This window comes from Mycobacterium cajalii (assembly GCF_045809005.2).
In the GTDB taxonomy this organism is placed as follows: Bacteria; Actinomycetota; Actinomycetes; order Mycobacteriales; family Mycobacteriaceae; genus Mycobacterium.
The window spans coordinates 5256224-5278959 of sequence record NZ_CM141436.1 but is presented as its reverse complement, the minus strand read 5'-3'; the positions used below and the strand labels follow the sequence as shown (position 1 = coordinate 5278959).

At 69.2% G+C, this 22736-nt stretch carries 23 protein-coding genes; 16 read left to right on the top strand and 7 right to left on the bottom strand.

All coding sequences use genetic code 11. From position 1 onward, the window contains the following. Window positions 1-26: 26 nt before the first annotated feature. The 4 genes from ACJ512_RS25050 to ACJ512_RS25035 all read left to right on the top strand — a co-directional run bounded on the left by ACJ512_RS25050 (window position 27) and on the right by ACJ512_RS25035 (window position 2989). Window positions 27-1430 carry a FadD3 family acyl-CoA ligase gene (locus ACJ512_RS25050; protein ID WP_461479875.1) on the top strand — a complete coding sequence of 468 codons (1404 nt, stop codon included), beginning with the start codon at window positions 27-29 and terminating at the stop codon, window positions 1428-1430. A gap of 294 nt (window positions 1431-1724) precedes the next feature. Continuing rightward, on the top strand, window positions 1725-2123 hold the full coding sequence (locus tag ACJ512_RS25045) for a hypothetical protein (RefSeq protein ID WP_461480171.1): 399 nt from the start codon (window positions 1725-1727) through the stop codon (window positions 2121-2123). 49 nt (window positions 2124-2172) lie between these two features. Continuing rightward, the gene (locus ACJ512_RS25040) at window positions 2173-2796 is read left to right on the top strand and encodes a fatty-acid--CoA ligase (RefSeq protein ID WP_407687539.1); all 624 of its coding nucleotides are present in this window, start codon (window positions 2173-2175) and stop codon (window positions 2794-2796) included. Between the two features lie 13 nt (window positions 2797-2809). Then, the gene (locus tag ACJ512_RS25035) at window positions 2810-2989 is read left to right on the top strand and encodes a (2Fe-2S)-binding protein (RefSeq protein WP_407687538.1); all 180 of its coding nucleotides are present in this window, start codon (window positions 2810-2812) and stop codon (window positions 2987-2989) included. Window positions 2990-2998: 9 nt separating this feature from the next. Here ACJ512_RS25035 and ACJ512_RS25030 read toward each other — a convergent pair whose 3' ends face one another. Continuing rightward, window positions 2999-4693, bottom strand: coding sequence for an alpha-keto acid decarboxylase family protein (locus ACJ512_RS25030; protein WP_407687537.1), 1695 nt, complete (start codon window positions 4691-4693; stop codon window positions 2999-3001). Between the two features lie 72 nt (window positions 4694-4765). On the opposite strand from ACJ512_RS25030, the gene ACJ512_RS25025 reads away from it, so the two are divergent. From ACJ512_RS25025 to ACJ512_RS25010, 4 genes are read left to right on the top strand one after another with little or no spacing between them, the layout of a single operon-like run. After that, window positions 4766-5209 (top strand): SRPBCC family protein, encoded by a 444-nt coding sequence (locus ACJ512_RS25025; RefSeq protein ID WP_407687536.1) that lies wholly within the window; start codon window positions 4766-4768, stop codon window positions 5207-5209. 4 nt (window positions 5210-5213) lie between these two features. Beyond that, window positions 5214-6296, top strand: coding sequence for a CaiB/BaiF CoA transferase family protein (locus ACJ512_RS25020; RefSeq protein WP_407687535.1), 1083 nt, complete (start codon window positions 5214-5216; stop codon window positions 6294-6296). Between the two features lie 58 nt (window positions 6297-6354). Beyond that, complete coding sequence (locus ACJ512_RS25015) at window positions 6355-6789, top strand: SRPBCC family protein (RefSeq protein ID WP_407687534.1); 435 nt, start codon at window positions 6355-6357, stop codon at window positions 6787-6789. Window positions 6790-6838: 49 nt separating this feature from the next. Beyond that, window positions 6839-7294: an SRPBCC family protein gene (locus ACJ512_RS25010; RefSeq protein ID WP_407687533.1), complete on the top strand. Its 456-nt coding sequence runs from the start codon at window positions 6839-6841 to the stop codon at window positions 7292-7294. A 5-nt stretch (window positions 7295-7299) separates the two neighbouring features. Here the strand turns inward: ACJ512_RS25010 and ACJ512_RS25005 are convergent, their stop codons facing one another. Both ACJ512_RS25005 and ACJ512_RS25000 read right to left on the bottom strand, forming a co-directional pair. Further along, a complete protein-coding gene (locus tag ACJ512_RS25005; RefSeq protein ID WP_407687532.1) occupies window positions 7300-8730 on the bottom strand; it encodes a sensor histidine kinase in 1431 nt (476 codons plus the stop codon). Continuing rightward, window positions 8727-9434, bottom strand: coding sequence for a response regulator transcription factor (locus ACJ512_RS25000; RefSeq protein ID WP_407687531.1), 708 nt, complete (start codon window positions 9432-9434; stop codon window positions 8727-8729). The genes ACJ512_RS25005 and ACJ512_RS25000 overlap by 4 nt, the downstream gene beginning before the upstream one ends. A gap of 143 nt (window positions 9435-9577) precedes the next feature. Between ACJ512_RS25000 and ACJ512_RS24995 the strand changes: the two genes are divergently transcribed. Continuing rightward, complete coding sequence (locus ACJ512_RS24995) at window positions 9578-10777, top strand: PPE family protein (protein WP_407687530.1); 1200 nt, start codon at window positions 9578-9580, stop codon at window positions 10775-10777. A 14-nt stretch (window positions 10778-10791) separates the two neighbouring features. Here ACJ512_RS24995 and ACJ512_RS24990 read toward each other — a convergent pair whose 3' ends face one another. After that, window positions 10792-11985, bottom strand: a complete 1194-nt coding sequence (locus ACJ512_RS24990) for a pyridoxal phosphate-dependent aminotransferase (protein WP_407687529.1) — start codon at window positions 11983-11985, stop codon at window positions 10792-10794. 86 nt (window positions 11986-12071) lie between these two features. Between ACJ512_RS24990 and ACJ512_RS24985 the strand changes: the two genes are divergently transcribed. The 4 genes from ACJ512_RS24985 to ACJ512_RS24970 all read left to right on the top strand — a co-directional run bounded on the left by ACJ512_RS24985 (window position 12072) and on the right by ACJ512_RS24970 (window position 17231). Then, window positions 12072-12470: a Zn-ribbon domain-containing OB-fold protein gene (locus ACJ512_RS24985; protein WP_407687528.1), complete on the top strand. Its 399-nt coding sequence runs from the start codon at window positions 12072-12074 to the stop codon at window positions 12468-12470. Window positions 12471-12501: 31 nt separating this feature from the next. Then, window positions 12502-13710, top strand: a complete 1209-nt coding sequence (locus tag ACJ512_RS24980; RefSeq protein ID WP_407687527.1) for a thiolase family protein — start codon at window positions 12502-12504, stop codon at window positions 13708-13710. A gap of 164 nt (window positions 13711-13874) precedes the next feature. Further along, window positions 13875-15086 (top strand): acetyl-CoA C-acetyltransferase, encoded by a 1212-nt coding sequence (locus ACJ512_RS24975; protein ID WP_407687526.1) that lies wholly within the window; start codon window positions 13875-13877, stop codon window positions 15084-15086. A gap of 9 nt (window positions 15087-15095) precedes the next feature. Next, a complete protein-coding gene (locus ACJ512_RS24970; protein WP_407687525.1) occupies window positions 15096-17231 on the top strand; it encodes a 3-hydroxyacyl-CoA dehydrogenase NAD-binding domain-containing protein in 2136 nt (711 codons plus the stop codon). Between the two features lie 69 nt (window positions 17232-17300). On the opposite strand, the gene ACJ512_RS24965 is transcribed toward ACJ512_RS24970, so the two are convergent. Together ACJ512_RS24965 and ACJ512_RS24960 are read right to left on the bottom strand one after the other, a co-directional pair. Continuing rightward, window positions 17301-18158 carry an LLM class F420-dependent oxidoreductase gene (locus ACJ512_RS24965; RefSeq protein ID WP_407687524.1) on the bottom strand — a complete coding sequence of 286 codons (858 nt, stop codon included), beginning with the start codon at window positions 18156-18158 and terminating at the stop codon, window positions 17301-17303. A 39-nt stretch (window positions 18159-18197) separates the two neighbouring features. Next, window positions 18198-19406: an FAD-dependent monooxygenase gene (locus tag ACJ512_RS24960; RefSeq protein WP_407687523.1), complete on the bottom strand. Its 1209-nt coding sequence runs from the start codon at window positions 19404-19406 to the stop codon at window positions 18198-18200. A 38-nt stretch (window positions 19407-19444) separates the two neighbouring features. Between ACJ512_RS24960 and ACJ512_RS24955 the strand changes: the two genes are divergently transcribed. Continuing rightward, entirely contained in the window at window positions 19445-20437 is a 993-nt protein-coding gene (locus tag ACJ512_RS24955; RefSeq protein WP_407687522.1) for an LLM class F420-dependent oxidoreductase, read from the top strand. On the opposite strand, the gene ACJ512_RS24950 is transcribed toward ACJ512_RS24955, so the two are convergent. Then, on the bottom strand, window positions 20434-20727 hold the full coding sequence (locus ACJ512_RS24950; RefSeq protein ID WP_407687521.1) for a putative quinol monooxygenase: 294 nt from the start codon (window positions 20725-20727) through the stop codon (window positions 20434-20436). The genes ACJ512_RS24955 and ACJ512_RS24950 overlap by 4 nt on opposite strands. 178 nt (window positions 20728-20905) lie before the next feature. Between ACJ512_RS24950 and ACJ512_RS24945 the strand changes: the two genes are divergently transcribed. Beyond that, window positions 20906-21331 (top strand): Zn-ribbon domain-containing OB-fold protein, encoded by a 426-nt coding sequence (locus ACJ512_RS24945; protein WP_407687520.1) that lies wholly within the window; start codon window positions 20906-20908, stop codon window positions 21329-21331. A 1-nt stretch (window position 21332) separates the two neighbouring features. Further along, entirely contained in the window at window positions 21333-22478 is a 1146-nt protein-coding gene (locus ACJ512_RS24940; protein WP_407687519.1) for a thiolase family protein, read from the top strand. The last annotated feature ends 258 nt before the right edge of the window (window positions 22479-22736 follow it).

The following is a 22736-nucleotide window of genomic DNA, read 5'->3' as shown; positions in this document are numbered from 1 at the left end:
AGCCGCCCTGGCGGACCATCCCCGAGATGGTCTTGAGCGCGGCGGACCGCTTCGGCTACGCGGAAGCGATAGTCGACGGTCCGCTACGCCTCACCTTTGTCGATGTCGTCGAGCGGATACGCAGTGCCGCAGGCGCTTTCGCCGGCCTCGGGATCGGCAAGGGTGAGCGGGTTGCGATCTGGGCTCCCAACTCCGCGGAATGGATCATCGCGGCGTTCGGACTGCTCACCGCAGGCGGCGTCCTGGTGCCGGTCAACACACGGTTCAAGGCGGAGGAGGCGGGCGACGTCATCGTCCGCAGCGGAGCCAAGGCCGTGCTGGTGCACAGGGGGTTTCTGGGCCAGGACTACCCCGCGCCCGCCGGGATACCGGTCATCGATCTGAAGTCGGACTTCCTCTCCAGCGGCTGCCCGTTCGAGCGGGCGGTCAGCGGCACCGATATCGCCGACATCATCTTCACCTCGGGCACGACCGGCCGCCCGAAGGGCGCGATGATGAATCACCGGCAAACCCTGCGCATGTATGAGGAGTGGGCGACGCTCGCGGATCTGCGCCGGGGGGACCGCTATCTGCAGATCAACCCCTACTTCCACACGTTCGGCCTGAAAGCGGGACTCGTCACCTCGTTCCTGCGCGGCGCGACGATGCTGCCGGTCGCGGTCTTCGACGTCGCAACGGTGGTGGATCTCATTGAGCGCGAGCGCATCACGATGCTGCCCGGGCCACCGACGCTCTACCACTCATTGCTGACTATTTCTGACAAGGACAGGCTGCGCACGCTGCGGGCCGGCGTGACCGGCGCCGCCGACATCCCCGTCGAACTTGTCCGCCGCATCCACGGCGAACTCCCGTTCAAGACCTTGATGACCGGCTACGGCCTCACCGAGGCTGGCAACGTGACCCTGTCCCGGCCCGGCGATTCCTTCGAGGACGTGGCCACCACGGCGGGCCTGCCCTGCGAGGGCGTCGAGGTGCGCGTCGCCGACGACGGCGAGGTGCTGGTACGCGGCTACGGCGTGATGCAGGGATATCTCGACGACCCGGAGGCCACCGCGAAGGCCATTGACAGCGGCGGGTGGCTACACACCGGGGATCTGGGCAACTTCGACGAGTCCGGCCGGCTGCGCATCGTCGGCCGCAAAAAGGACATGTTCATCGTGGGCGGGTTCAACGCCTATCCGGCCGAGATCGAGGGCTTCCTGCTCAACCACCCGGCCGTCGCGCAGGCGGCGGTCATCGGCGTCCCCGACGAGCGGCTCGGGCAGGTGGGCAAGGCATTCGTCGTCACGGAAGGTGCGGTGAGCGCCGAGGAACTGATCGGCTGGTGCCGCGAACGTATGGCGGGTTTCAAGGTGCCGCGAGCGGTGGAGTTCCTCGAAGCGCTCCCGCTCAACGCCACCGGCAAGGTGGTCAAAGACCTACTCCGCTAAGCGTTTCCGCAGCGTGCGGAGCATCGCGCCGTCCGGTGGGTCAGAAATTCCGCGGGGACGCGGGGCAGCGCGTGATAACCGGGTCCTCTCAGCTGCTGAGTTCGTCGTGGTACCGGCGCGCGCAGAAAGTCGCCGCATGTGCTGCGCGCGAACGCCTATGCCGGGTAAGGTTGTCCGACGGCGACGGCGACGGCGACGTCGGACACAGTGACACTGTTGTCGGCCGCGGGCGACTCGAAGCACACTTGTCATCGCTGGCGAGCAGTAGAGGAGTTTGGCACGGGATCGGTTCCGGTGAACGAACACGAAGCTCCCAGTACCGCCGTGGACATCGAGCGGGCCGAGGCCGCTGGAGTCAACCGTCAACAGGCCGCGCGCGGGGAATCCTTGGCCGAGGACCCCGCGGTCGGGCCGTCGGAAACCAAGGGCGAAGAAAGTCCGGAGGACGCCGCCGCGGAACCGGAACCCGGTGCCCCGGTCGCCGATGTCGAGGCGGAGAAGCCGGCGCGACGCCGAGTTCGCCGACCCAAATGGTCCGCCGCCGCCGCCGTGGCCGTGGTCGTGGTCGCCTCCACCTCTGAGGTCACCAATGCGGCGGGTTCCAAACAGGATTCCTGTAGCTACCGGCTGATCGCGACCGTCACCCGCGACGGCGATCAGCTCAAGATGTCGAAAGTTGAGTTTGTGCCGTGACCGCAGACAAAACGCCGGTTCGTCATTCAACCCGGTGTAGGACCCGGCGATGACGAACGGCATCCACTCGATGGTCATCGCGACGGACTACCGCGTTCCCGATCCGACGCGGGTGTGGCCGCTGCTCGAGCGCAACAAATCGGCCCTCGCCGACATCGGCGCCCACCACGTCCTCGTGTACATGTCCACGCACGACTACGGGCGTGTGCTGGTGATGATCGGCGTGCACAGCCGGGAGCCGATCGTCGAACTGCTGCGCTCGCGGGTGTTCTTCGACTGGTTCGACGAAGCCGGCGTCGAAGACATCCCGGCGGTGTTCGCCGGCGAGATCGTCGACAGGTTCGTCGCCGAGCAGCCGTCGACCCCGGGAGCGCCGGGGGTGGTGGTCGCCGCCTTCGCCTCCGTCGACGACGTGGCGACGCTGAACTCGGGGGTCCGCGTCGCGATGGACCGGTTCACCGCCGCGGGGATCCGGAAAACCTGGGTGTTCCAGGCGTTCGACGACGAGCGCGAGGTGCTCATCCTGCAGGAGCTGCCCGACGAAGAGGAGGCGCTGGAGTGGATCGAGCATCCCGACGCCGCGGCCCAATGGATGTCCGGGGCGGGCGTCGGCGCCTACCCGCCGCTGTTCGTCGGCCGCTTCTTCGACATGATGCGCATCGAGGCGGACTGAGCGGATCGCCGGAATGTTCGTGTGCCTGTGCAACGGCGTCACCAACCAGACGGTGTGCGAGGCCATCGCGGCCGGGGCGTCGACGACCAGGGATGTCGCCCGGGTCTGCGGCGCTGGCGCCGACTGCGGGCGCTGCCGGCGCACCGTGCGGGCGATCCTGCGCTCGGCGGCCCCGGGTTCCGCGCCGCGCTGAGACCGCGCCTCAGCGGCGCGGGCTGCCGTCCGGTGACGTCGGCTGCACGAGTTCGACCAGCAACCCGGGGATTTCCATCCGCGGCAACACCACCTCGACGAACACCATGCGGTTCTGCTCCTCCGCCGCCGCGGTCAACGCGTCGTCGAGTTCGCCGTAGGTCTCGGCCCGGAATGCCAGGTAGTTGGTGACGCCCAGCGCGCTGGGCAGATCGGTCCACCGCCACGTGACGATGTCGTTGTAGGGCGCGGTCTCCCCGTGGATCGCCCGCTCGACGGTGTAGCCGTCGTTGTTGACCACCACGATGACCGGCGAGAGCCCCTCGCGGGAGAAGTTGCCCAGCTCCTGGACGGTGAGCTGGGCGGCGCCGTCGCCGATCAGCAGCACCGTCCTGCGGTCCGGGTGTGCGACCCCCGCGCCGAGCGCCGCGGGCAGGGTGTAGCCGATCGAGCCCCACAAGGGTTGGCCGATGAAGGTGACCCCCTGCGGCAACCGGTGGTTGGCCATGCCGTAGAACGATGTCCCCTGGTCGGCGAGCACCACGTTGCCCGGCGTGAGCGCCGCGCACAGCCGGTCCCACAGCATCGGCTGGGTCAGCGCCTGCTCGCGCGCGGGCGCGCCGGCGGCTTCCGGGTGCGGTTCCGCCGGGGCCGTGACCACCTCGGGTGAACGCGTTCCGCGCCGCACCAGGATCTCGGCCAGGGCGTCGAGGGCGGCGCCCATCTCCAGCGGCGCGAACACCCGTCCGGCCACGCTGCTCTGGTACTGCCCGACGTCGATGGTGCGCGCCGGGTCGATGTGCTGGCTGAAGAAGCCGCTGACCATGTCGGTGAACACCACCCCGGCGGTGACCAGCACCGGCGCCTCCTCGATCGCGGTGCGCACCTGCAGGCTGCTTGCCGCGCCGGCGTAGATGCCCAGGAAATGGGGTGAGCTCTCGTCGAGCAGGCTCTTTCCCCACATCAGCGTGGCGTAGGGCACCACGTCGGCGGCCAGCAGCGCCTCGAGTTCCTTGACCACGTGCAGCCGGTGGACCAGCAGGTCGGCCAGCACGGTCAACCGGTGCTCGCCGATGAGTTCGGCGGCGGCCTCGGTGAAATCCGCCAGCGCCCGCGGGCTGGTGCCCCCGGTGTAGCGGGGCAACGGGTCGCGCGGCGGTTCGGTGGGAAAGCGCGCCACGTCGGTGGACATCAGGATGTATCCGGGCCGCTTCTGCTCCCGCACCTCGGACAGCACCCGGTCGATCTCGCGGCAGGCGGTTGCGGGCATGAGATTGGCTTGGGCACAGGTGATTTCGCGGCTCACCCGGAAGAAGTGCTCGAAGTCGCCGTCGCCCAGCGAGTGGTGCAGCGCGCGCCGGGTGCCCTGGGCGTCCTTGGATGGGCCGCCGACGATGTGCACCACGGGCACGTGCTCGGCATAGCTGCCCGCGATCGCGTTGGCCGCCGACAGCTCGCCGACACCGAACGTCGTTACCACGGCGGACATTCCGCGCAGCCGCCCGTACCCGTCGGCGGCGTAGCCGGCGTTCAGCTCGTTGGCGCCGCCCACCCATCGCAGGGTTGGGTGCGCGACGATGTGGTCGAGGAATTCCAGGTTGTAGTCACCGGGGACGCCGAAGATCTCGGACACGCCGAGCTCGGCAAGGCGATCGAGGAGGTAGTCGCCGACGGTGTAGGCGGGATCGATGGGCGCAGCACTCACGAAGTCGACGTTACGCCCGGTGGCCGTTGTGAATCGCTCCCGGCCGGGCTCCGATTGTCCTATGGTGCGGCCATGGCAATCAAAGAGTCGCGCGACATCGTCATCGAAGCGAGCCCGGCGCAGATCCTGGATGTCATCGCCGACTTCGAGGCGATGCCGGAGTGGTCCGAACCCCATCAGAGCGCGGAGGTGCTCGAGACCGGTGCCGACGGCCGGCCGAGCCAGGTCAAGATGAAGGTCAAGGTCGCGGGCATCACCGACGAACAGGTGGTGGCCTACACGTGGGGCGACGGCGAGGTGAGCTGGACGCTGGTCAGCTCCTCCCAGCAGAAGGCGCAGGACGGGAAGTACACGCTGGTGCCCAAGGGTGACGAGACCTTGGTGAAGTTCGAGCTCCTCGCCGACCCGAACGTGCCGCTACCCGGTTTCGTGCTCAAACGCGCCGTCAGGGGGACGATCGACTCCGCGACCAAGGCGTTGCGCGAGCGGGTGCTGAAGGTGAAGAAGGACGCGTAGACCGGTGGGTCGAGGCGGGCCCCTGGCCGGGGTCAGGGTCATCGAGCTCGGCGGCATCGGACCGGGCCCGCACGCCGGGATGATGCTGGCCGACCTGGGCGCCGACGTGGTGCGGGTGCGCCGGCAGGCCGGCGGGCTCGCGATGCCGGCGGAGGACCGTGACCTGCTCCACCGCGGCAAGCGCATCGTCGACCTGGACGTCAAGGCGCGGCCCGGGGCGCTGCTGGAGCTGGCCGCCGGGGCCGACGTGCTGCTGGACTGTTTCCGGCCTGGCACCTGCGAGCGGCTCGGCATCGGCCCCGACGACTGCGCTGCGGTCAACCCGCGCCTGATCTTCGCGCGGATCACCGGGTGGGGGCAGGAGGGACCGCTGGCGCAGACGGCCGGTCACGACATCAACTATCTGTCGCGCACCGGTGCGCTCTCCGCGCTCGGCTACGCCGACCGCCCACCGCTGCCGCCGCTGAACCTCGTCGCCGACTTCGGCGGCGGTTCGATGCTGGTCCTGGTGGGCATCGTCGCCGCCTTGTACGAACGGGAACGCTCCGGCCGCGGACAGGTCGTCGACGCCGCGATGGTCGACGGGGTCAGTCTGCTCGCCCAGGTGATGTGGACGATGAAGTCGACCGGGTCTTTGCGCGACCGGCGCGAGTCGTTCCTGCTCGACGGCGGCGCGCCGTTCTACCGCTGCTACGAGACGTCCGACGGTAAGTACGTGGCAGTCGGGGCGATCGAGCCACAGTTCTTCGCCGCGTTGCTGGACGGGCTCGGCCTGTCGCCGGACGAGGTGCCCGGCCAGCGCGACATCGCCTCCTACCCAAGGATGTTCGAGATTTTCACCGAAAGGTTCGCCGGCCGGACCCGCGACGAGTGGACGCGGGTCTTCGCCGGCACCGACGCGTGTGTCACGCCGGTGCTGACGTGGGGCGAGGCGGCCACCGACGACCACTTGCGGGCCCGGTCCACGGTGATCACCGCGCACGGCGCCGACCAGGCCGCGCCCGCCCCGCGCTTCTCGCGCACTCCCGCCCCGCCGGTGGGGACGCCGCCGGCGGGCACCACACCGCTGACCGAAATCGACTGGTAGGAAACCTTTTACGGCGAAACCCGCGCACCCCCGGTGCGGCGTTGCTAGGTTGAGCGCAGTGGCTGTAAAAGCATCGCGGGAGTTCGTCGTCGACGCGCCGCCGGCAGTGGTCATGGAGGCGCTGACCGACGTCGTCGTGCTGTCGTCCTGGTCGCCGCTGCACAAGCGCGTCGAGGTGATCGACCGTTATCCCGACGGCCGGCCCCACCACGTCAAGGCCACGATCAAGATCCTGGGCCTCACCGACAGAGAAGTCCTGGAATACCACTGGGGCCCCGACTGGGTCGTCTACGACGCCATGGGAACCCCTCAGCAGCACGGCCAGCACGTCGAGTACAACCTCAAGCCGGAGGGAACGGACAAGACCCGGGTGCGCTTCGACATCACCGTCGAGCCGGCCGGACCCATCCCGGGCTTCATCGTCAAGCGGGCGACGCGATCGGTCCTCGATGCTGCGGCGAAGGGCCTGAGCGACCTCGTCGCCGGCGGCTGATCGAAATTTTTTGGGCGCATCCGGTACCGCGATTGCTAACTTGGTAGCGGTGGCCGTACAAGCATCGGCGCAGATCGTCATTGATGCGCCCCCGGAAGAGATCATGGTGGTGCTCGCCGACGTCGGCGCGGTGCCGCTCTGGTCCTCGGTGCACAAGAAGGCCGAGATCATCGATGCCTATCCCGACGGCCGCCCGCACCACGTCAAAGTCACGGTCAAGGTGCTCGGCATCGTCGATCATGAAGTGCTGGAATATCATTGGGGCGCCGACTGGGTCGTGTGGGACGCGCAGAAGACCATGCAGCAGCACGGCCAGCACGTCGAATACCGGTTGCAGCGCGTCGGCGTCGACAAGACGCGGGTGCAATTCGACATCACCCTGGAACCGTCGGCGCCGTTGCCGGAGTTCCTGGTCAACCGTGCGCGAAAGACGGTCGTGCGCGCCGCAACCGAGGGATTGCGCAAGCAGGTCCTGGCCGCGCAGCGGGCCCGCGGGCCGGAATAGCCGGGTCAGGTCCCCGCGGGGGCGGAAGGCGGCGCCAAGGGCAGGCTCAGCCGGAAGGCCGCGCCGGGTTCATGGGGCAGGCATTCCAGCGTGCCGTGGTGGGCCTCGGCCAGTCCGCGGGCGATCGACAGCCCGAGTCCGGCGCCCCCGGAGCCGCGGTCGCGCGCGTCGTCGAGGCGGACCAGCCGGTCGAAGACCCGCTCGCGGTCCGCGTCGGGAATGCCGGGCCCGGAGTCGACGACCGTCACCTCCGCGGTGCGGTCGCGGGCCGCGGTGCGCACGGTGATCTCACCGCCGCGCGGGGTGTAGCGGCGGGCGTTGTCCAACACGTTGGACAGGATCTGGGTGATCCGGCCGGGGTCGGCGCGGATGGGTAGGCGAGCGTCGTCCCCGACCAGTCGCACCGTCACGCTCGGCGCGAGCATGGCGGCGCGTTCCACTTCGGCGGCGACGACGTCGACGAGGTCCACCTGCTCGTTGCGCAATGCCGCTCCCGCGTCGATGCCGGCGATGTCCAGCAGGTCGGAAACCAGCCGGCCGGCCCGCCGGGTCTCACCGCCCAGCAGCGCGGCGTAGCGGCGCAGTCGAGACAGGGACGCGTCGTCATGGCCGGTTCCCTCGGTGCTGGCGGTCAGTTGTTGCGCCACCGCCTGGATCGCGGTCACCGGGCTGCGCAGCTCGTGGGCGGCGTCGGAGAGGAAGCGGCGTGTCTTGGACTCGGCTCGTTGCGCGGCCTCGGCGGCCCGGCGGGCGTTGGTCTCGGCGGTCTCCAGCGCGTCGAGCATGTTGTCGAACGCGGCGGCGGCGTGGCCGAGTTCGGTGGTCGGCCGGTCCGGCCGGAGTCGCCGTCCCCGGTCGCCGTGGGTGATCTGCTCCGCCGTCGAGGTGATCCGCTGAAGCGGTGCCAGCGCGCGGCCGACGACGAGCCTGACCAGCACCGCGATCAGTATCAGGGTGGCGGTGCCGCCGATGAGGAGGTCGCGCCGCAGCTGGGCCCGGCGGGCCTGGATGCCGTTGGTCTTGGCCACCATGATGAGCGTCGACCCGTCGCGCAGCACCCGGGTGACCGCCTTGCTGCTCCGTTCCTTGGCGGTCGGTGGCTGCACCGGCCCGGTTTGCGGTGGTGGCGGCGGGGACGCGCTGGTGTCCAGCGAACGGTCACCGTAGCGGGTGCCGTCCGGGCCGATCACCTGCACCCGGATCCGCTGCGCCTGCAGCTGAGCGACGAGTTCTGCCGGGCCGACACCCACCTTGACGAGATTGGCGGCGCGGACGACGCCATCGGCCAGCCGGGACTCGAGGTCACGGTTGAGCTGGACCTCGACCACCTCGTCGATCGCCGCGCCGAGAGCCAGCAGCAGGATCGCGATCAGGCCCACCGTCGCCACCGTCACCCGCCGGCGCAGCGACGGAGTGGGGGTGGTCGGCCCGGTCACGGATCGCCCGCCGACAGCCGGTAGCCGATTCCCCGGACCGTGTGCAGCATCCGGGGGCCGTGTGCCTCCAGCTTGCGGCGCAGCGCGCTGATGTAGACCTCGACGAGGTTGGTGTCGTAGGCGTCGTATCCCCATACCGCCGAGAGGATCTGATCCTTGCTCACCGTCCGGCCCCGCTGTTCCACCAGGTAGCTGAGCAACTTGAACTCGGTGCCGGTGAGGTCCAGCAGGGTGCCGGCCCGGCTCACCACCCCGCCGTCGGCGTCCAGCACCAGATCGCCGACCTGCATCGCCGAGGGCACCCGTCCGCGCCGCCGCAGCACGGCGCCCACCCGGGAGACCAGCTCGGCGACGTCGAACGGCTTGACCACGTAGTCGTCCGCACCGGCGTCGAGCCCCCGCAACCGATCCGGGAGCGCGTCGCGGGCGGTGAGCAGGACGATGCCGGCATCGCCGTAGCCGCGCACCACGTCGATGAGGGCGAAGCCGTCGCGGCCGGGCAGCATCACGTCGAGCACCACCAAGTCGGGACGAAACGCTGCCAGTGCGTCCTCGAGCCCCCGGCCGTCGACCCGTCCGCCGCTGACATACCCGGCGTCGGCGAGCGCCTCCACGACCATCTCGCGGATGGCGCCGTAGTCCTCGACCACCAGCACCCTGGGCGGGTTGGTGTCCGAGTGCTGCCGAGCGGGGTGTCCGTGCACACGGCCATTGTGACGACGCTTTCCTGAAGGGAGCCTGAGCGTCGGCGCCTCGGGGCGCCTCTTTCAGCTGGGCTTCAGCTTCACCTTGAAGTGTCTGTGTCGAACGAGGACCTGACCGGCTCGAGCACAAAAGGTGTTGCGCAATGGATTTCGGAATGTTACCTCCGGAAGTCAACTCCGCCCGGATGTATGCGGGACCGGGCTCGAGTCCGTTGTTGACGGCCGCGGCGGCCTGGGACGGGCTGGCCGCCGAACTGCGCGTCACGGCGGCCTCGTACGACTCGGTGATCTCGGGTCTGGTGGGTTCGTGGACGGGGCCGGCGGCGGCCTCGATGGTCGCCGCGGCCGCACCCTACGTCGCATGGATGAACACCACCGCCGTCCAGTCCGAGGAGACGGCGGCCCAGGCGCGGTCCGCGGCGGCCGCCTACGAGGCCGCGTTCGCGATGACGGTGCCGCCCCCGGTGATCGCGGCCAACCGCAGTTCGGTGGCGTCGCTGATCGCAACCAACTTTCTGGGTCAGAACACCCCGGCGATCGCGGCGGCCGAGGCGCAATACGGCGAGATGTGGGCGCAGGACGCCGCCGCCATGTACGGCTATGCCGCCTCCTCGGCCACCGCCACGAGGCTGACGCCGTTCCAAGGGCCGCAGCAGGTCAGCAACCCGGCGGGTCTGGTCAGTCAGACCGCGGCGGTGCACGCCGCCACGACAGCGGCGGCGAACACCCCGACGACACTGCAGGAGGCCATGACGGCGCTGCCGCAGACCCTGCAGGGACTCGCCTCGCCGCTGTCGTCGGCGTCGTCGCTGCCGTCCACGTCGACGCTGACGTCGATGGTCAACACCTCGATGAACAACCTGAAGACGGTTCTCTACCCCGCGTCGATCGTGTCGATGATGCCGATGCGGGGACTGTCGATGGCGAACATGTCGAAGTCGTTGATGTCGTCGGTCGGCGCTGCCGCCAAGGCGCTTCCCGCCGCCGGGGCAGCGCTGTCGCACGGTGTGGGCTCGGGTGCGCTGGGGTCACTGGGCACGGTGAACCTGGGGCTGGGTGGGGGCCCGGGCGCGGTGTCGGCGGGGTTGGGCCGCGCCGTCACGGTCGGCGCGCTGTCGGTGCCGCAGGCGTGGTCGCCCGCGCAGATAGCCAACCCCTTCGCCGCGGGGTTGCCGGGGGCCGGGTTCGGATCCCTCCCGGGCGAGGCCGCCGCGTCGATGGGTCTGCCGCCGATGACGCCGATCACGAACATGGCCACGCAGGGCATGCACGGCGCGTTCACCGCGGCCCCCCGGTACGGGTTCCGTCCCGCCGTGCTGGCCCGCCCGCCCGCCGCGGGATGAGCACCGGCCGCCGGTTACCCCGCCGGCCGGTCCCGCAGCGCCGCGAGTCGCCTGAGCGCTTCGTCCAGGGTGTCGTCACGTTTGCAGAAGGTGAAGCGCACCAGGTGATTCCACACCTTGGCCCGCTCCGCGGCGTGCGGGGCGTCCGGGTCGCAGAACGCCGACATCGGGATGGCGGCCACGCCCACCCGCTGCGGTAGGTCCGCGCAGAACGTGGTGCTGTCGTCGTAGCCGAGCGGGCGCGGGTCGGCGCACAGAAAGTACGTGCCGTAGCTGTCGTGCACCTCGAAACCGATCTCGGCCAAGCCCGCGCCCAGCCGGTCCCGCCTGGCCTGCAACGTGCTCCGGAGTTCGGCCACCCACGCGTCCTCGGTGTCGAGCGCCAGGGCGACGGCCGGCTGGAACGGGGCACCGCCGACGTAGGTCAGATACTGTTTGGCGGCCCGCATGCCGGCGATGAGCGGCGCCGGGCCGCAGGCCCATCCGATCTTCCAGCCCGTGCAGTTGAACATCTTCGCCGCGCTGGAGATGGTGACGGTGCGCTCGGCCATGCCGTCGAAGCAGGCCAGCGGCAGGTGCTCGTGGCCGTCAAACACCAGGTGCTCGTACACCTCGTCGGTGATCACCAAAAGGTCTGCCGCGACCGCGATTTCGGCGATTGCCTGCAGGTCGGCCCTGCTCAGCACCGCGCCCGTCGGGTTGTGCGGTGAGTTGACGATCAGCGCCCGGGTGCGCGGGGTGACCGCCCGGCGCAACGCGTCGGCGTCCAGGGCGAAGCCGCGGCCGTCGGGGACCAGCGGCACGGCCACCCGGTGTGCGCCGGCCATCGCCAGCACCGGTGCATAGGAGTCGTAGAACGGCTCGATGAGCACGACTTCCGCGCCGGGTTCCACCAGGCCGAGCACCGCCGCGGCGATGGCCTCGGTGGCCCCGACCGTGACCAGCACCTCGGTGTCGGTGTCGTAGTCGATGCCGAAGCGCCGCCGCCGCTGGGCGGAGATGGCCTGCCGCAGCGCCGGGATGCCGAGCCCGGGCGGGTACTGGTTGGCGCCGCCGGCGATGGCGTCCTGCGCGGCCTTCAGCATGGCGGGGGGCCCGCCCTCGTCGGGGAAGCCCTGGCCGAGGTTGACCGCGCCGATCCGCGCGGCCAGGGCCGACATTTCGGCGAACACCGTGGTCGCGTACGGACGCAGTCGCGACACCGTCATGATGGTCGAGCTTAAGACGTGTTGCCGATGCGTCCCGCACGGCCCGGGATGGGCTACGGTCGTTTACACACGGGACGGAGGTTGTCATGGCCGGGCAGATTCCTTTGGTCGACTATCTGGTGCTCGACGACGGCGAACCGCACCTCGTCGCGCACGAATGCACCCATTGCGGGGCCCGGTTCTTCGACCGGCGCAACGCGTGCGCGAGCTGCTTTGCCACGGAGTTCAAGACCGTCCCGGTCGCGACCGAGGGCACCGTGCGCGCGTTCACGATCGTCACCTTCGCCGCGCCGGGGATCCCGACCCCGTTCGTCGCGTCGGTGGTCGACTGCGACGGCACCCAGGTGCGCGCCAACCTGATCAACGTCAAGCCCGACCCCGAGCATGTGCGCGACGGGATGAAGGTGCGCCTGGCCACCTATTCGATGGGGGCCGACGCCGAGGGCACCGAGGCGATCGGCTTCGGTTTCGAGCCCGCCGCCTGAGCAACCGAGTCACTTCGAAGGAGCAGCGACGATGAGCGCCAGCGACGAGATCTGGATCCTGGGCATCCGGATGACCAAGTTCGGCAAGCACCCCGACCTCGACACCGTGGACCTGGCGACCGAGGCGGCGATGGGCGCGCTGGCCGATGCCGGGGTCAGCATGGCCGACATCGGTGTGCTGGCGGCCGGCAACCTGATGAACGCCCACGCCGGGGTCGGTCAGCAGCTGCAGAAGCAGATCGGCCAGACCGGCATCCCGGTGTACAACGTGGCCAACGCGTGTGCCACCGGGGCCACCGCGCTGCGCACCGCGATCATGGCGGTCAAGGCCGGGGAGGTCGACTACGGCATGGCCGTGGGCGTGGAGAAGCTCTCCGGCGCAGGGCTGCTGGCCGGGGGCAGCCAGCAGAAGTCCGACGACGTCTGGGCGCCCAAGGGCCGCTACGGTGCGGTCGCCCCGGTCGACGGGCGCATCGGTACCGAGACCATGCCCGGGGTGTTCGCCCAGATCGGCACCGAGTACGGCCACAAGTACGGCGGCACCAGCTTCGAGCTGTTCGCCAAGATCAGCGAGAAGAACCACGCCCACTCGACCTTGAACCCGCTGGCGGCCTACCAGAAGCGGTTCACCCTCGAGCAGATCATGGGCGACGTCATGATCGCCTACCCCAACACCCGGCCGATGTGCTCTGCCAACTGCGACGGGGCGGCGGCCGCGATCGTGTGCAACGGCGAAACACTGAAGTCGCTCTCGCTCGAACAGCGCCGGCGCGCGGTGAAGGTGTCGGCGTCGGTGCTGACCACCGACCCCTACGAAGAGGGCTGCCAGGTCCTGCCCAACGTCAACACCCTGACACGCAGGGCCGCCGCGACCGCCTACGAGCAGGCCGGCGTCGGCCCCGACGAGCTGGACCTGGTCGAGCTGCATGACTGTTTTGCCACCGCCGAACTGGTGCACTACGACAACCTGATGCTGTGCCAGGAAGGCGGGGCCGCGGACTTCTTCAACTCCGGCGCCACCTGGCGCGACGGCTCCACCCCGGTCAACGTGTCCGGCGGGCTGCAGTCCAAAGGCCATCCCATCGCGGCCACCGGCATCGCCAACATCTGGGAAATCTGCCACCACCTGCGGGGGGAGGCCGGCGACCGCCAGATCGCCGGCGCCAAGGTCGGACTGGCCCACGTGATCGGCCTGGGGTCGGCCTGCGGCGTGCACATCCTGGAGAAGTCGGCGGCCTGAGGCCCGGCGGCGCGGGGCTTCGAGCGTGCTGCTCGGTGGCTCGGGGGACGGCCGTGCGCCGTCGGCCCAACCAACAGGTTGGACGGGAGCCCTGTTAGGGTGCTGGTAGCCCGGCCTAACCTGAACACTGACCCCCGAAGCCAACTGCGAAGAGGAAGTTCGTCATGTCCGAAGAAGCCTTCATCTACGAGGCCATCCGCACCCCGCGCGGCAAGCAGAAGAACGGATCGTTGACCGAGGTCAAGCCGCTGAACCTGGTCGTGGGGCTGATCGAGGAGCTGCGCAGGCGCAACCCCGACATCGACGAGAACCTGATCAGCGACGTCATCCTGGGGTGCGTCTCGCCCGTGGGTGACCAGGGCGGCGACATCGCCCGCACCGCGGTGATCGCCTCCGGCATGCCCGACACCGTCGGCGGCGTACAGCTCAACCGCTTCTGCGCCTCCGGGCTGGAAGCGGTCAACATCGCCGCCCAGAAGGTCCGCTCCGGCTGGGACGACCTGGTGCTCGCCGGTGGCGTGGAGTCGATGAGCCGCATCCCGATGGGCTCCGACGGCGGCGCGATGATGGCCGACCCGGCCACCTCCTACGACCACTACATCGTCCCGCAGGGCATCGGTGCGGACCTGATCGCCACCATGGAGGGCTTCTCCCGCGAGGACGTCGACGCCTACGCGCTGCGCTCCCAGGAGCTCGCGGCCGCGGCGTGGTCGGGCGGCTACTTCGCCAAGTCCGTGGTGCCGGTGCGCGACCAGAACGGCCTGCTGATCCTCGACCACGACGAGCACATGCGCCCCGACACCACCAAGGAGGGGCTCGGCAAGCTGAAGCCCGCCTTCGAGGGCCTGGCCGCCATGGCCGGCTTCGACGACGTGGCGCTGCAGAAGTACCACTGGGTCGAATCGATCAACCACGTGCACACCGGCGGCAACAGCTCGGGCATCGTCGACGGCGCCGCGCTGGTGCTGGTCGGCAACGAGGCGGCCGGCACGTCGCAGGGCCTGACCCCGCGCGCCCGCATCGTGGCCACCGCCACCACCGGCGCCGACCCGACCATCATGCTGACCGGGCCGACCCCCGCCACCGTCAAGGCGCTGGACCGGGCCGGGCTGACCGTCGACGACATCGACCTCTTCGAGCTGAACGAGGCGTTCGCGTCGGTCGTCCTGAAGTTCCAGAAGGACCTGAACATCCCCGACGAGAAGCTCAACGTCAACGGCGGCGCCATCGCGATGGGCCACCCGCTGGGCGCCACCGGCGCCATGATCCTGGGCACCATGGTCGACGAGCTCGAGCGCCGCGACGCCCGTCGCGCGCTGATCACACTGTGCATCGGCGGCGGCATGGGCGTGGCCACCATCATCGAGCGAGTCTAAGGAAAAACCATGGCAGAGAACACCATTCAGTGGGACAAGGACGCCGACGGCATCGTCACGCTCACGTTGGACGACCCGACCGGGTCGGCCAACGTGATGAACGAGCACTACAAGGAGTCCATGCACAAGGCCGTCGAACGCCTTGTGTCCGAAAAGGACTCGATCACCGGCGTGGTGATCACCAGCGGTAAGAAGACCTTCTTCGCCGGCGGCGACCTCAAGAGCATGATCACCGCGGGCCCGGAGAACGCCGGCGAGATCTTCGCCGAGGTCGAGGACATCAAGCGCGACCTGCGCACGCTGGAGACCCTGGGCAAGCCGGTGGTGGCCGCCATCAACGGCGCGGCGCTGGGCGGCGGGCTGGAGATCGCGCTGGCCTGTCACCACCGCATCGTCGCCGACGTCAAGGGTGTGCAGATCGGCCTGCCCGAGGTCACGCTGGGCCTGCTGCCCGGCGGCGGCGGGGTGACCCGCACGGTGCGGATGCTGGGCATCCAGAACGCCTTCGTCAACGTGCTGAGCCAGGGCACCCGCTTCAAGCCGGCCGCGGCCAAGGACAACGGACTGGTCGACGAATTGGTCTCCGGCGTCGAGGAATTGGTGCCGGCGGCCAAGGCGTGGATCAAGGCCAACCCCGAGGCCTGCACCCAGCCGTGGGATGCCAAGGGCTACAAGATGCCCGGCGGCACCCCGTCGTCGCCGGGACTGGCGGCGATCCTGCCGTCGTTCCCGTCGCTGCTGCGCAAGCAGCTCAAGGGCGCGCCGATGCCCGCGCCGCGGGCCATCCTGGCCGCCGCGGTCGAGGGCGCGCAGGTGGACTTCGACACCGCGACCCGCATCGAGAGCCGCTACTTCACCGAGCTGGTCACCGGCCCGATCGCCAAGAACATGATCCAGGCGTTCTTCTTCGACCTGCAGACCATCAACTCCGGGGGCTCGCGGCCCGACGGCATCGAGCCGGTCAAGATCAACAAGATCGGTGTGCTGGGTGCGGGCATGATGGGCGCCGGCATCGCCTACGTCTCGGCCAAGGCCGGCTTCGACGTCGTGCTCAAGGACGTCAGCCTCGAGGCGGCGCAAAAAGGCAAGGGCTACTCCGAGAAGATCGAGGCCAAGGCGCTGGAGCGGGGCAAGACCACCAAGGAGCGCTCCGATGCGCTGCTGGCGCGCATCACCCCGACCGCCGACCCGCAGGACCTCAAGGGCGTCGACTTCGTCGTCGAGGCGGTGTTCGAGAACCAGGACCTCAAGCACAAGGTCTTCCAGGAGATCGAGGACGTCGTCGAGCCGAACGCGATCCTCGGGTCGAACACCTCCACGCTGCCGATCACCGGTCTGGCCACCGGCGTCAAGCGGCAGGAGGACTTCATCGGGATCCACTTCTTCTCGCCGGTCGACAAGATGCCGCTGGTCGAGATCATCAAGGGCGAGAAGACCTCCGACGAGGCGCTGGCCCGCGTGTTCGACTACACCCTGGCCATCGGCAAGACCCCGATCGTGGTCAACGACAGCCGCGGCTTCTACACCTCCCGGGTCATCGGCACGTTCGTCAACGAGGCGCTGGCGATGCTCGGCGAGGGGGTGGAGCCGGCCTCGATCGAGCATGCCGGTTCGCAGGCCGGATACCCGGCACCGCCGCTGCAGCTCTCCGACGAGCTCAACCTGGAGCTGATGCACAAGATCGCGCTCGCCACCCGCAAGGGCGTCGAGGACGCCGGCGGCACATACGAGCCGCACCCGGCCGAGGCCGTCGTGGAGAAGATGATCGAGATCGGCCGCCCGTCAAGGCTTTCCGGCGCCGGCTTCTACGAGTACGTCGACGGCAAGCGCACCCGGCTGTGGCCGGGCCTGCGGGAGACCTTCAAGTCGGGCACCTCGGAGCCGCCGCTGCAGGACATGATCGACCGGATGCTGTTCGCCGAGGCGCTCGAGACGCAGAAGTGCATCGACGAGGGCGTCATCACCTCGACCGCGGACGCCAACATCGGCTCGATCATGGGCATCGGCTTCCCGCCCTGGACCGGTGGCGCCGCGCAGTTGATCGCCGGTTACCCGCACGGCGGCAAGGCCGGGTTCGTCGCGCGGGCCAAGGAGCTGGCCGCGAAGTACGGCGAGCGTTTCCTGCCGCCGGCCTCGCTGACCTAACGGCCGCGCGACCAGACGCAAAAGCCCCCGAAACACGCTGTGTTCGGGGGCTTTTGCGACTGCTCGCGGTCAGAGGGCGGCGGCGATCCGGCGCCATTCCTCCCGGGGGAAGGCCGTCGGGTCGTCGGTGAGCACCTGGACGCAGACGTGGTCGGCGCCGGCCGAGTGGTGCTCGGCGACCCGGCGCAGGATCGCCTCTTCGTCGCCCCAGGCGATGACCGCGTCCAAGAGCCGGTCGCTCACCTGCGTCACGTCCTCCTCGGAGAAGCCGCTGCGCAGCATGTTGTTCGCGTAGTTCGGCATCGAGAGATACGACCGCAGCATGCCGGCACCGATGCGGCGTGCCTCGTCGGCGTCGTCGGACAAGATCACGGTCTGCTCGGGCGCCAGCAGCGGGCCCTCGCCCAAAGTCTCGCGGGCGAAGGCGGTGTGGTCGGGGGTGACGAGGTAGGGATGGGCCCCGCGGGAGCGGATCGCCGACAACTCCAGCATCTTGGGGCCCAGCGCGGCAAGCACCCGGCTCTCGACGGGCACCGGGCGCGGCGCGGCGTCCAGGCCGTCCAGGAACGACGCCGTCGCGGCCAGCGGCTTGCGGTAGCGGCCGGGCTGTTTGGCGTCGATCAGCGGCGCATGGCTGACCCCGATGCCCAGCAGGAACCGATTCCCGTGCTCGGCGGTCAGCTCCGCATGGGATTCGGCGACGTCGCCGGGCGAGTGCATCCACAGGTTCAGGATCCCGGTGGCGATCACCGTGCGCCTGGTCGCGGCGAGCAGCCGGCCGACCGCGTCGAACAACGGCCCGCCGACGTCGGGGATCCACAGCGCCGGGAAGCCGAGTTCGTCCAATTCCGCTGCCGCCTCCGCGGATTCGGATGCGTCGCCGTAACGCAGCTGGCTACTCCAGATCCCGACACCGGTGAGTTCCATGCAGGTCATTCCTTCCGTCAGGGGTTTACGGCCATGCTGTCAGACGTCGACTTGGGAGTAGTCGGGCACCTGCATCGAGTCGAAGAGTCGCAGACCCTTGGTGTTGAGTGCGGCCAGCGCGCGGGAAAGCGGCGCGGGCATCCGCGAGACGAGCCGGGCACCGCGGGTGAGTGCCCAGACGCCGGCCGGCGAGCCGGGAATGATGCTCTTGGCGGCGCCGCGGGCGAAGGCCCGGCTGCGCAGCACCGGCTCGCGCATCGCCAGTTCGTACGCGGCGAACGCGCGCAGTTGGTCGCCGTCCGCGCGGGCCAGTTCGCCGGCCAGCACGTAGGCGCCGAGCACCGCGAGGCTGGTGCTGCCGCCGACCGCGGGGCCCGGGCAGTAGCCGGCGTCGCCGACCAGCGTGACCCGCCGGCGCGACCACCTGTCCAGTCGCAGCTGGGTTATCGCATCGAAGTAGAACGCCGGCGTCGCCTCGAGTTCGTCGAGCCAGCGGTCCACCTGCGCATGCATGCCCGCGAACCTGTCGCGCAGAATCTGCTGCTGCCGCGGCAAATCCCGATGCCCGCAAGCCAGTTCTGCCTTGCTGCGAAACAGAAAGGCCGCGCGCGCGTCGTCCAGGTGGGCTGCGGTGTAGAGCGCCGCGAGGCGACCGACGCCGACGTGACCGATCATGCGCCCCGCGTCGGCCAGCGCCTTGGGCACCGACAGCACGGCCAGATATCCCCCGAGGAAGCGGGTGAGTTCACCCTCCTCGCCGAACGTCAGGCGCCGCACGTTGGAGTGCAACCCGTCGGCGCCGACGACGACGTCGAACGCGCGGGCGGGCGCGTGCTCGAAGGTCACGTCGCCGTCGACGTCGATCGATGTGATCGAGTCGTCGAACAGGTACTCGACGTCGTCGCGGCCTGCGGCGTAGTAGATCTCGCTGAGGTCGTCGCGCATGATCTCCACGTGCCGGTCGGAGGTGGCGCCGTAGATCTTGGCGAGGTCGATCTCGGTGGGCGGCGTGCGTCCCTCGCGGTGCATCGTGAGCCGGTCGGTTCCGGTGGCGCGGTGCTCGATGCGCGGCAGGACGCCCATTTTCGCCGAGATCTCCATCGCCGGTCGGAACAGGTCGACGGCGTGGCCGCCGGCCTTGCGCAGGGCCGGTGCGCGCTCGACGACGGTGACGTCGAAGCCGTACCGGTTCAGCCAGTACGCCAGGACCGGCCCGGCGATGCTGGCACCGGAGATGAGGATTCGCATCGCGCGCAGCCTACTCGGTCCAGGCTAGAGTCGGCGCCATGCGCTTTGGGCTTTTCATCCCGCAAGGCTGGCGGATGGATCTGGTCGACATCGCACCCGGCGAGCACTGGCCGGTGATGCGCGATCTGGCCGCTTACGCCGACGGTGGCGGCGCATGGGACTCACTGTGGGTCTATGACCACTTCCACACCGTCCCGCTGCCGACGGACGAGGCCACCCACGAGGCGTGGTCGCTGATGGCGGCCTACGCGGCCATCACGTCGCGGATCAAGCTGGGGCAGATGTGCACGGCGATGAGCTACCGCAACCCGGTGTACCTGGCCAAGGTGGCCGCCACGGCCGACATCATCTCCGGGGGCCGCATCCAGATGGGCATCGGCGGCGGCTGGTACGAACACGAGTGGCGGGCTTACGGCTACGGGTTCCCGTCGGCCGGGGTGCGGCTGGGCCGATTGGACGAAGGCGTGCAGATCATGCGTGCCGCCTGGCGCGACGGCAAAGTCAGCTTCGACGGCCGGCACTACCAGGTTGACGGTGCGATCGTCGCGCCGAAGCCATTGCAGGACAACGGGATACCGCTGTGGATCGCCGGCGGCGGCGAGAAGGTGACGTTGCGCATCGCCGCGCAGTACGCCCGGTACACCAACTTCACGCCGGAGCCCGAGGCGTTCGCCCACAAGTCCGAGGTGCTGGCGCAGCACTGCCGCGAGGTGGGCACCGACTTCGGCGCAATCGTGCGTTCGGTCAACATCAACGCCGTGGTCGGCGCGTCCGCCGCCGACGTCGCCGACCGGACGCGACGCGTCCGCGACCGCCTGGTGCGTCACCTCCCCGAGGCCGCGGCCGACGCGATGATCGCGGGCACCAGCGGTCCGGATTCGGCGACGGGCACACCGGACAAGGTGATCGAGCGGATCACCCGGATTCGCGACCTCGGGTGCGAGTACGCGATCTGCTATTTCCCCGAGGCGGCCTACGACCGCTCCGGTATCGAGTTGTTCGAACGCGAAGTGATCCCCGCGCTGAGCTAGATATCGCTGGTGCGGTACCGCGTCTTGACCGGAGGCGCGGCCAGCAGGGGAGGCAGCTCGGTCAGCTTTCCTTCGCCGGAGCGAAACGCGCGGTAGGCCTCGTCGTCCTCGACCGTCGCCCAGATCTCGTAGATGAGCCAGTGTGCCTCGTCGTCCTCGTCGACGAGCACGTGGGTGCCGAGGTTTCCCGCAAACGCCCGGGTGTCCTGCAGCGCACGGCCCATCACGTCGCGCGCCGCGGGAACCGCGTCGGGCCTGAATCTCAGTTCCAGTATGACGGTGACCGGCATGTCGTCTCCCTTGCTGTGGCGGCTCTCTGAAAATAGTCGCCGACGATTCGACGCGTCGCCCGGTGGCCCGGCACGCGACCGTCGTATCGGCGAGAATGTAATTTCCGTTTTCGTTTAATGCTGTTGTACCTTTGCGTGAGCGCATTCTCGCGCGCGGATGATCGCTGGAGGACTCTCGATGCAACGAGCACTCGCCCCCGAAATCTCCACCTGGCCCGACGAAAACCCGCAGCTGATCGGCAGCAGGTGCGGCAGTTGCGGCGCCACAACGTTTCCCGTGCAGCAGTGGTGCCCGCGCTGCAGCGCCGGGGAGATGAGCGAGGTGCTGCTGCCGCGCCGCGGCACCCTGGTGGCCTGGACCACGCAGGGCTTCCCGCCCGGGGCGCCCTACGCCGGTCCGTCCGGCAAGGACTTCGTTCCGTTCGGCGTCGGACTGGTCCAGCTCGATGACGTGATCCGGGTCGAGGGCCGGCTGACCGAGAACGACCCGGCCAAGATCCGGTTCGGTCAGGAGGTCGAGTTGACCATGGTGCCGTTCACCACCGACGAGGAAGGCGCCGAAGTGGTGACGTTCGCGTTCCGGCCGATCGCAGAGGGGGCCTGAAATGAGCAACGACGTAGCCATCGTGGGCGTGGGCCTGCACCCGTTCGGCAGGTTCGACAAGACCGCGATGCAGATGGGCGCCGAGGCGATCCAGTCCGCGCTGACCGACGCCGGCATGGACTGGAAGGACATCCAGTTCGGCTTCGGCGGCAGCTACGAGGTGTCCAACCCCGACGCCGTCACCCGACTGGTCGGGCTGACCGGCATCACGTTCACCAACGTGTTCAACGCCTGCGCGACCTCGGCCAGTGCGATCCAGCAGACCGCCGACACCATCCGGTTGGGCAAGTACGACATCGGCATCGCCATCGGCATGGACAAGCACCCGCGCGGGGCGTTCACCGACGACCCGGCCAAGCTGGCGCTGCCGCAGTGGTATGCCCAGAACGGGCAGTTCGTCACCACGAAGTTCTTCGGCATGAAGGCCAACAAGTACCTGCACGATCACAACGTCTCCCAGGCCACGCTGGCCAAGGTGGCCGCCAAGAACTTCCGCAACGGTGCGCTCAACCCGAACGCGTTCCGGCGCAAGCCGATCCCCGAGCAGGAGATCCTCAACTCGGCGGTGCTCAACTACCCGCTGACCCAGTACATGTTCTGCGCGCCCGACGAGGGCGCCGCCGCGGTCATCATGTGCCGCGCCGACATCGCGCACAGGTTCACCGACAAGCCGGTGTATGTGCGCGCGTGCGAGATTCGCACGCGCCGCTACGGCGCCTACGAGGTGCACGCCACCTCGGCACCGCTGGACGGCGATGCCGCGCCGACCGTCTACGCGGCCCGGGCCGCCTACGAGGCCGCGGGCATCGGGCCCGAGGACGTCGACGTGGCCCAACTGCAGGACACCGACGCCGGCGCCGAGGTCATCCACATGGCCGAGACGGGCCTGTGCGCCGACGGTGAACAGGAGAAGCTGGTGGCCGACGGCGCCACCGAGATCCACGGCTCGATCCCGGTCAACACCGACGGGGGACTGATCGCCAACGGCGAGCCGATCGGCGCGTCGGGGCTGCGGCAGATGCACGAGCTGGTGCGACAACTGCGCGGCGAGGCCGGCGAGCGTCAGGTGCCGGGCGACCCGCGCGTCGGCCTGGCCCAGGTCTACGGCGCACCGGGCACCGCGTCGGCCACGATCCTGTCGCTGTAAATTCGAGATCGTCGCTGTCCAGGCCAGGGCCGTGCTTGAATCTCAGATTTGATGCCACGGGTGATATCAGATTTGACGAGAGCCACATGGCTTGGAGGAGAGCCTCGGCGATCGTCGGGGCCGGCTTACACGGCGTACTCGGGTATCAGGGTTGGCTTGTGGCCCTACCGCACAGCCAACAACCAAGAACATCCGTGCGACTGCATCTTCGTTGGCGCAGTCCCTAAGGGCTACGATAGCACTATGCAATAGTTGCAC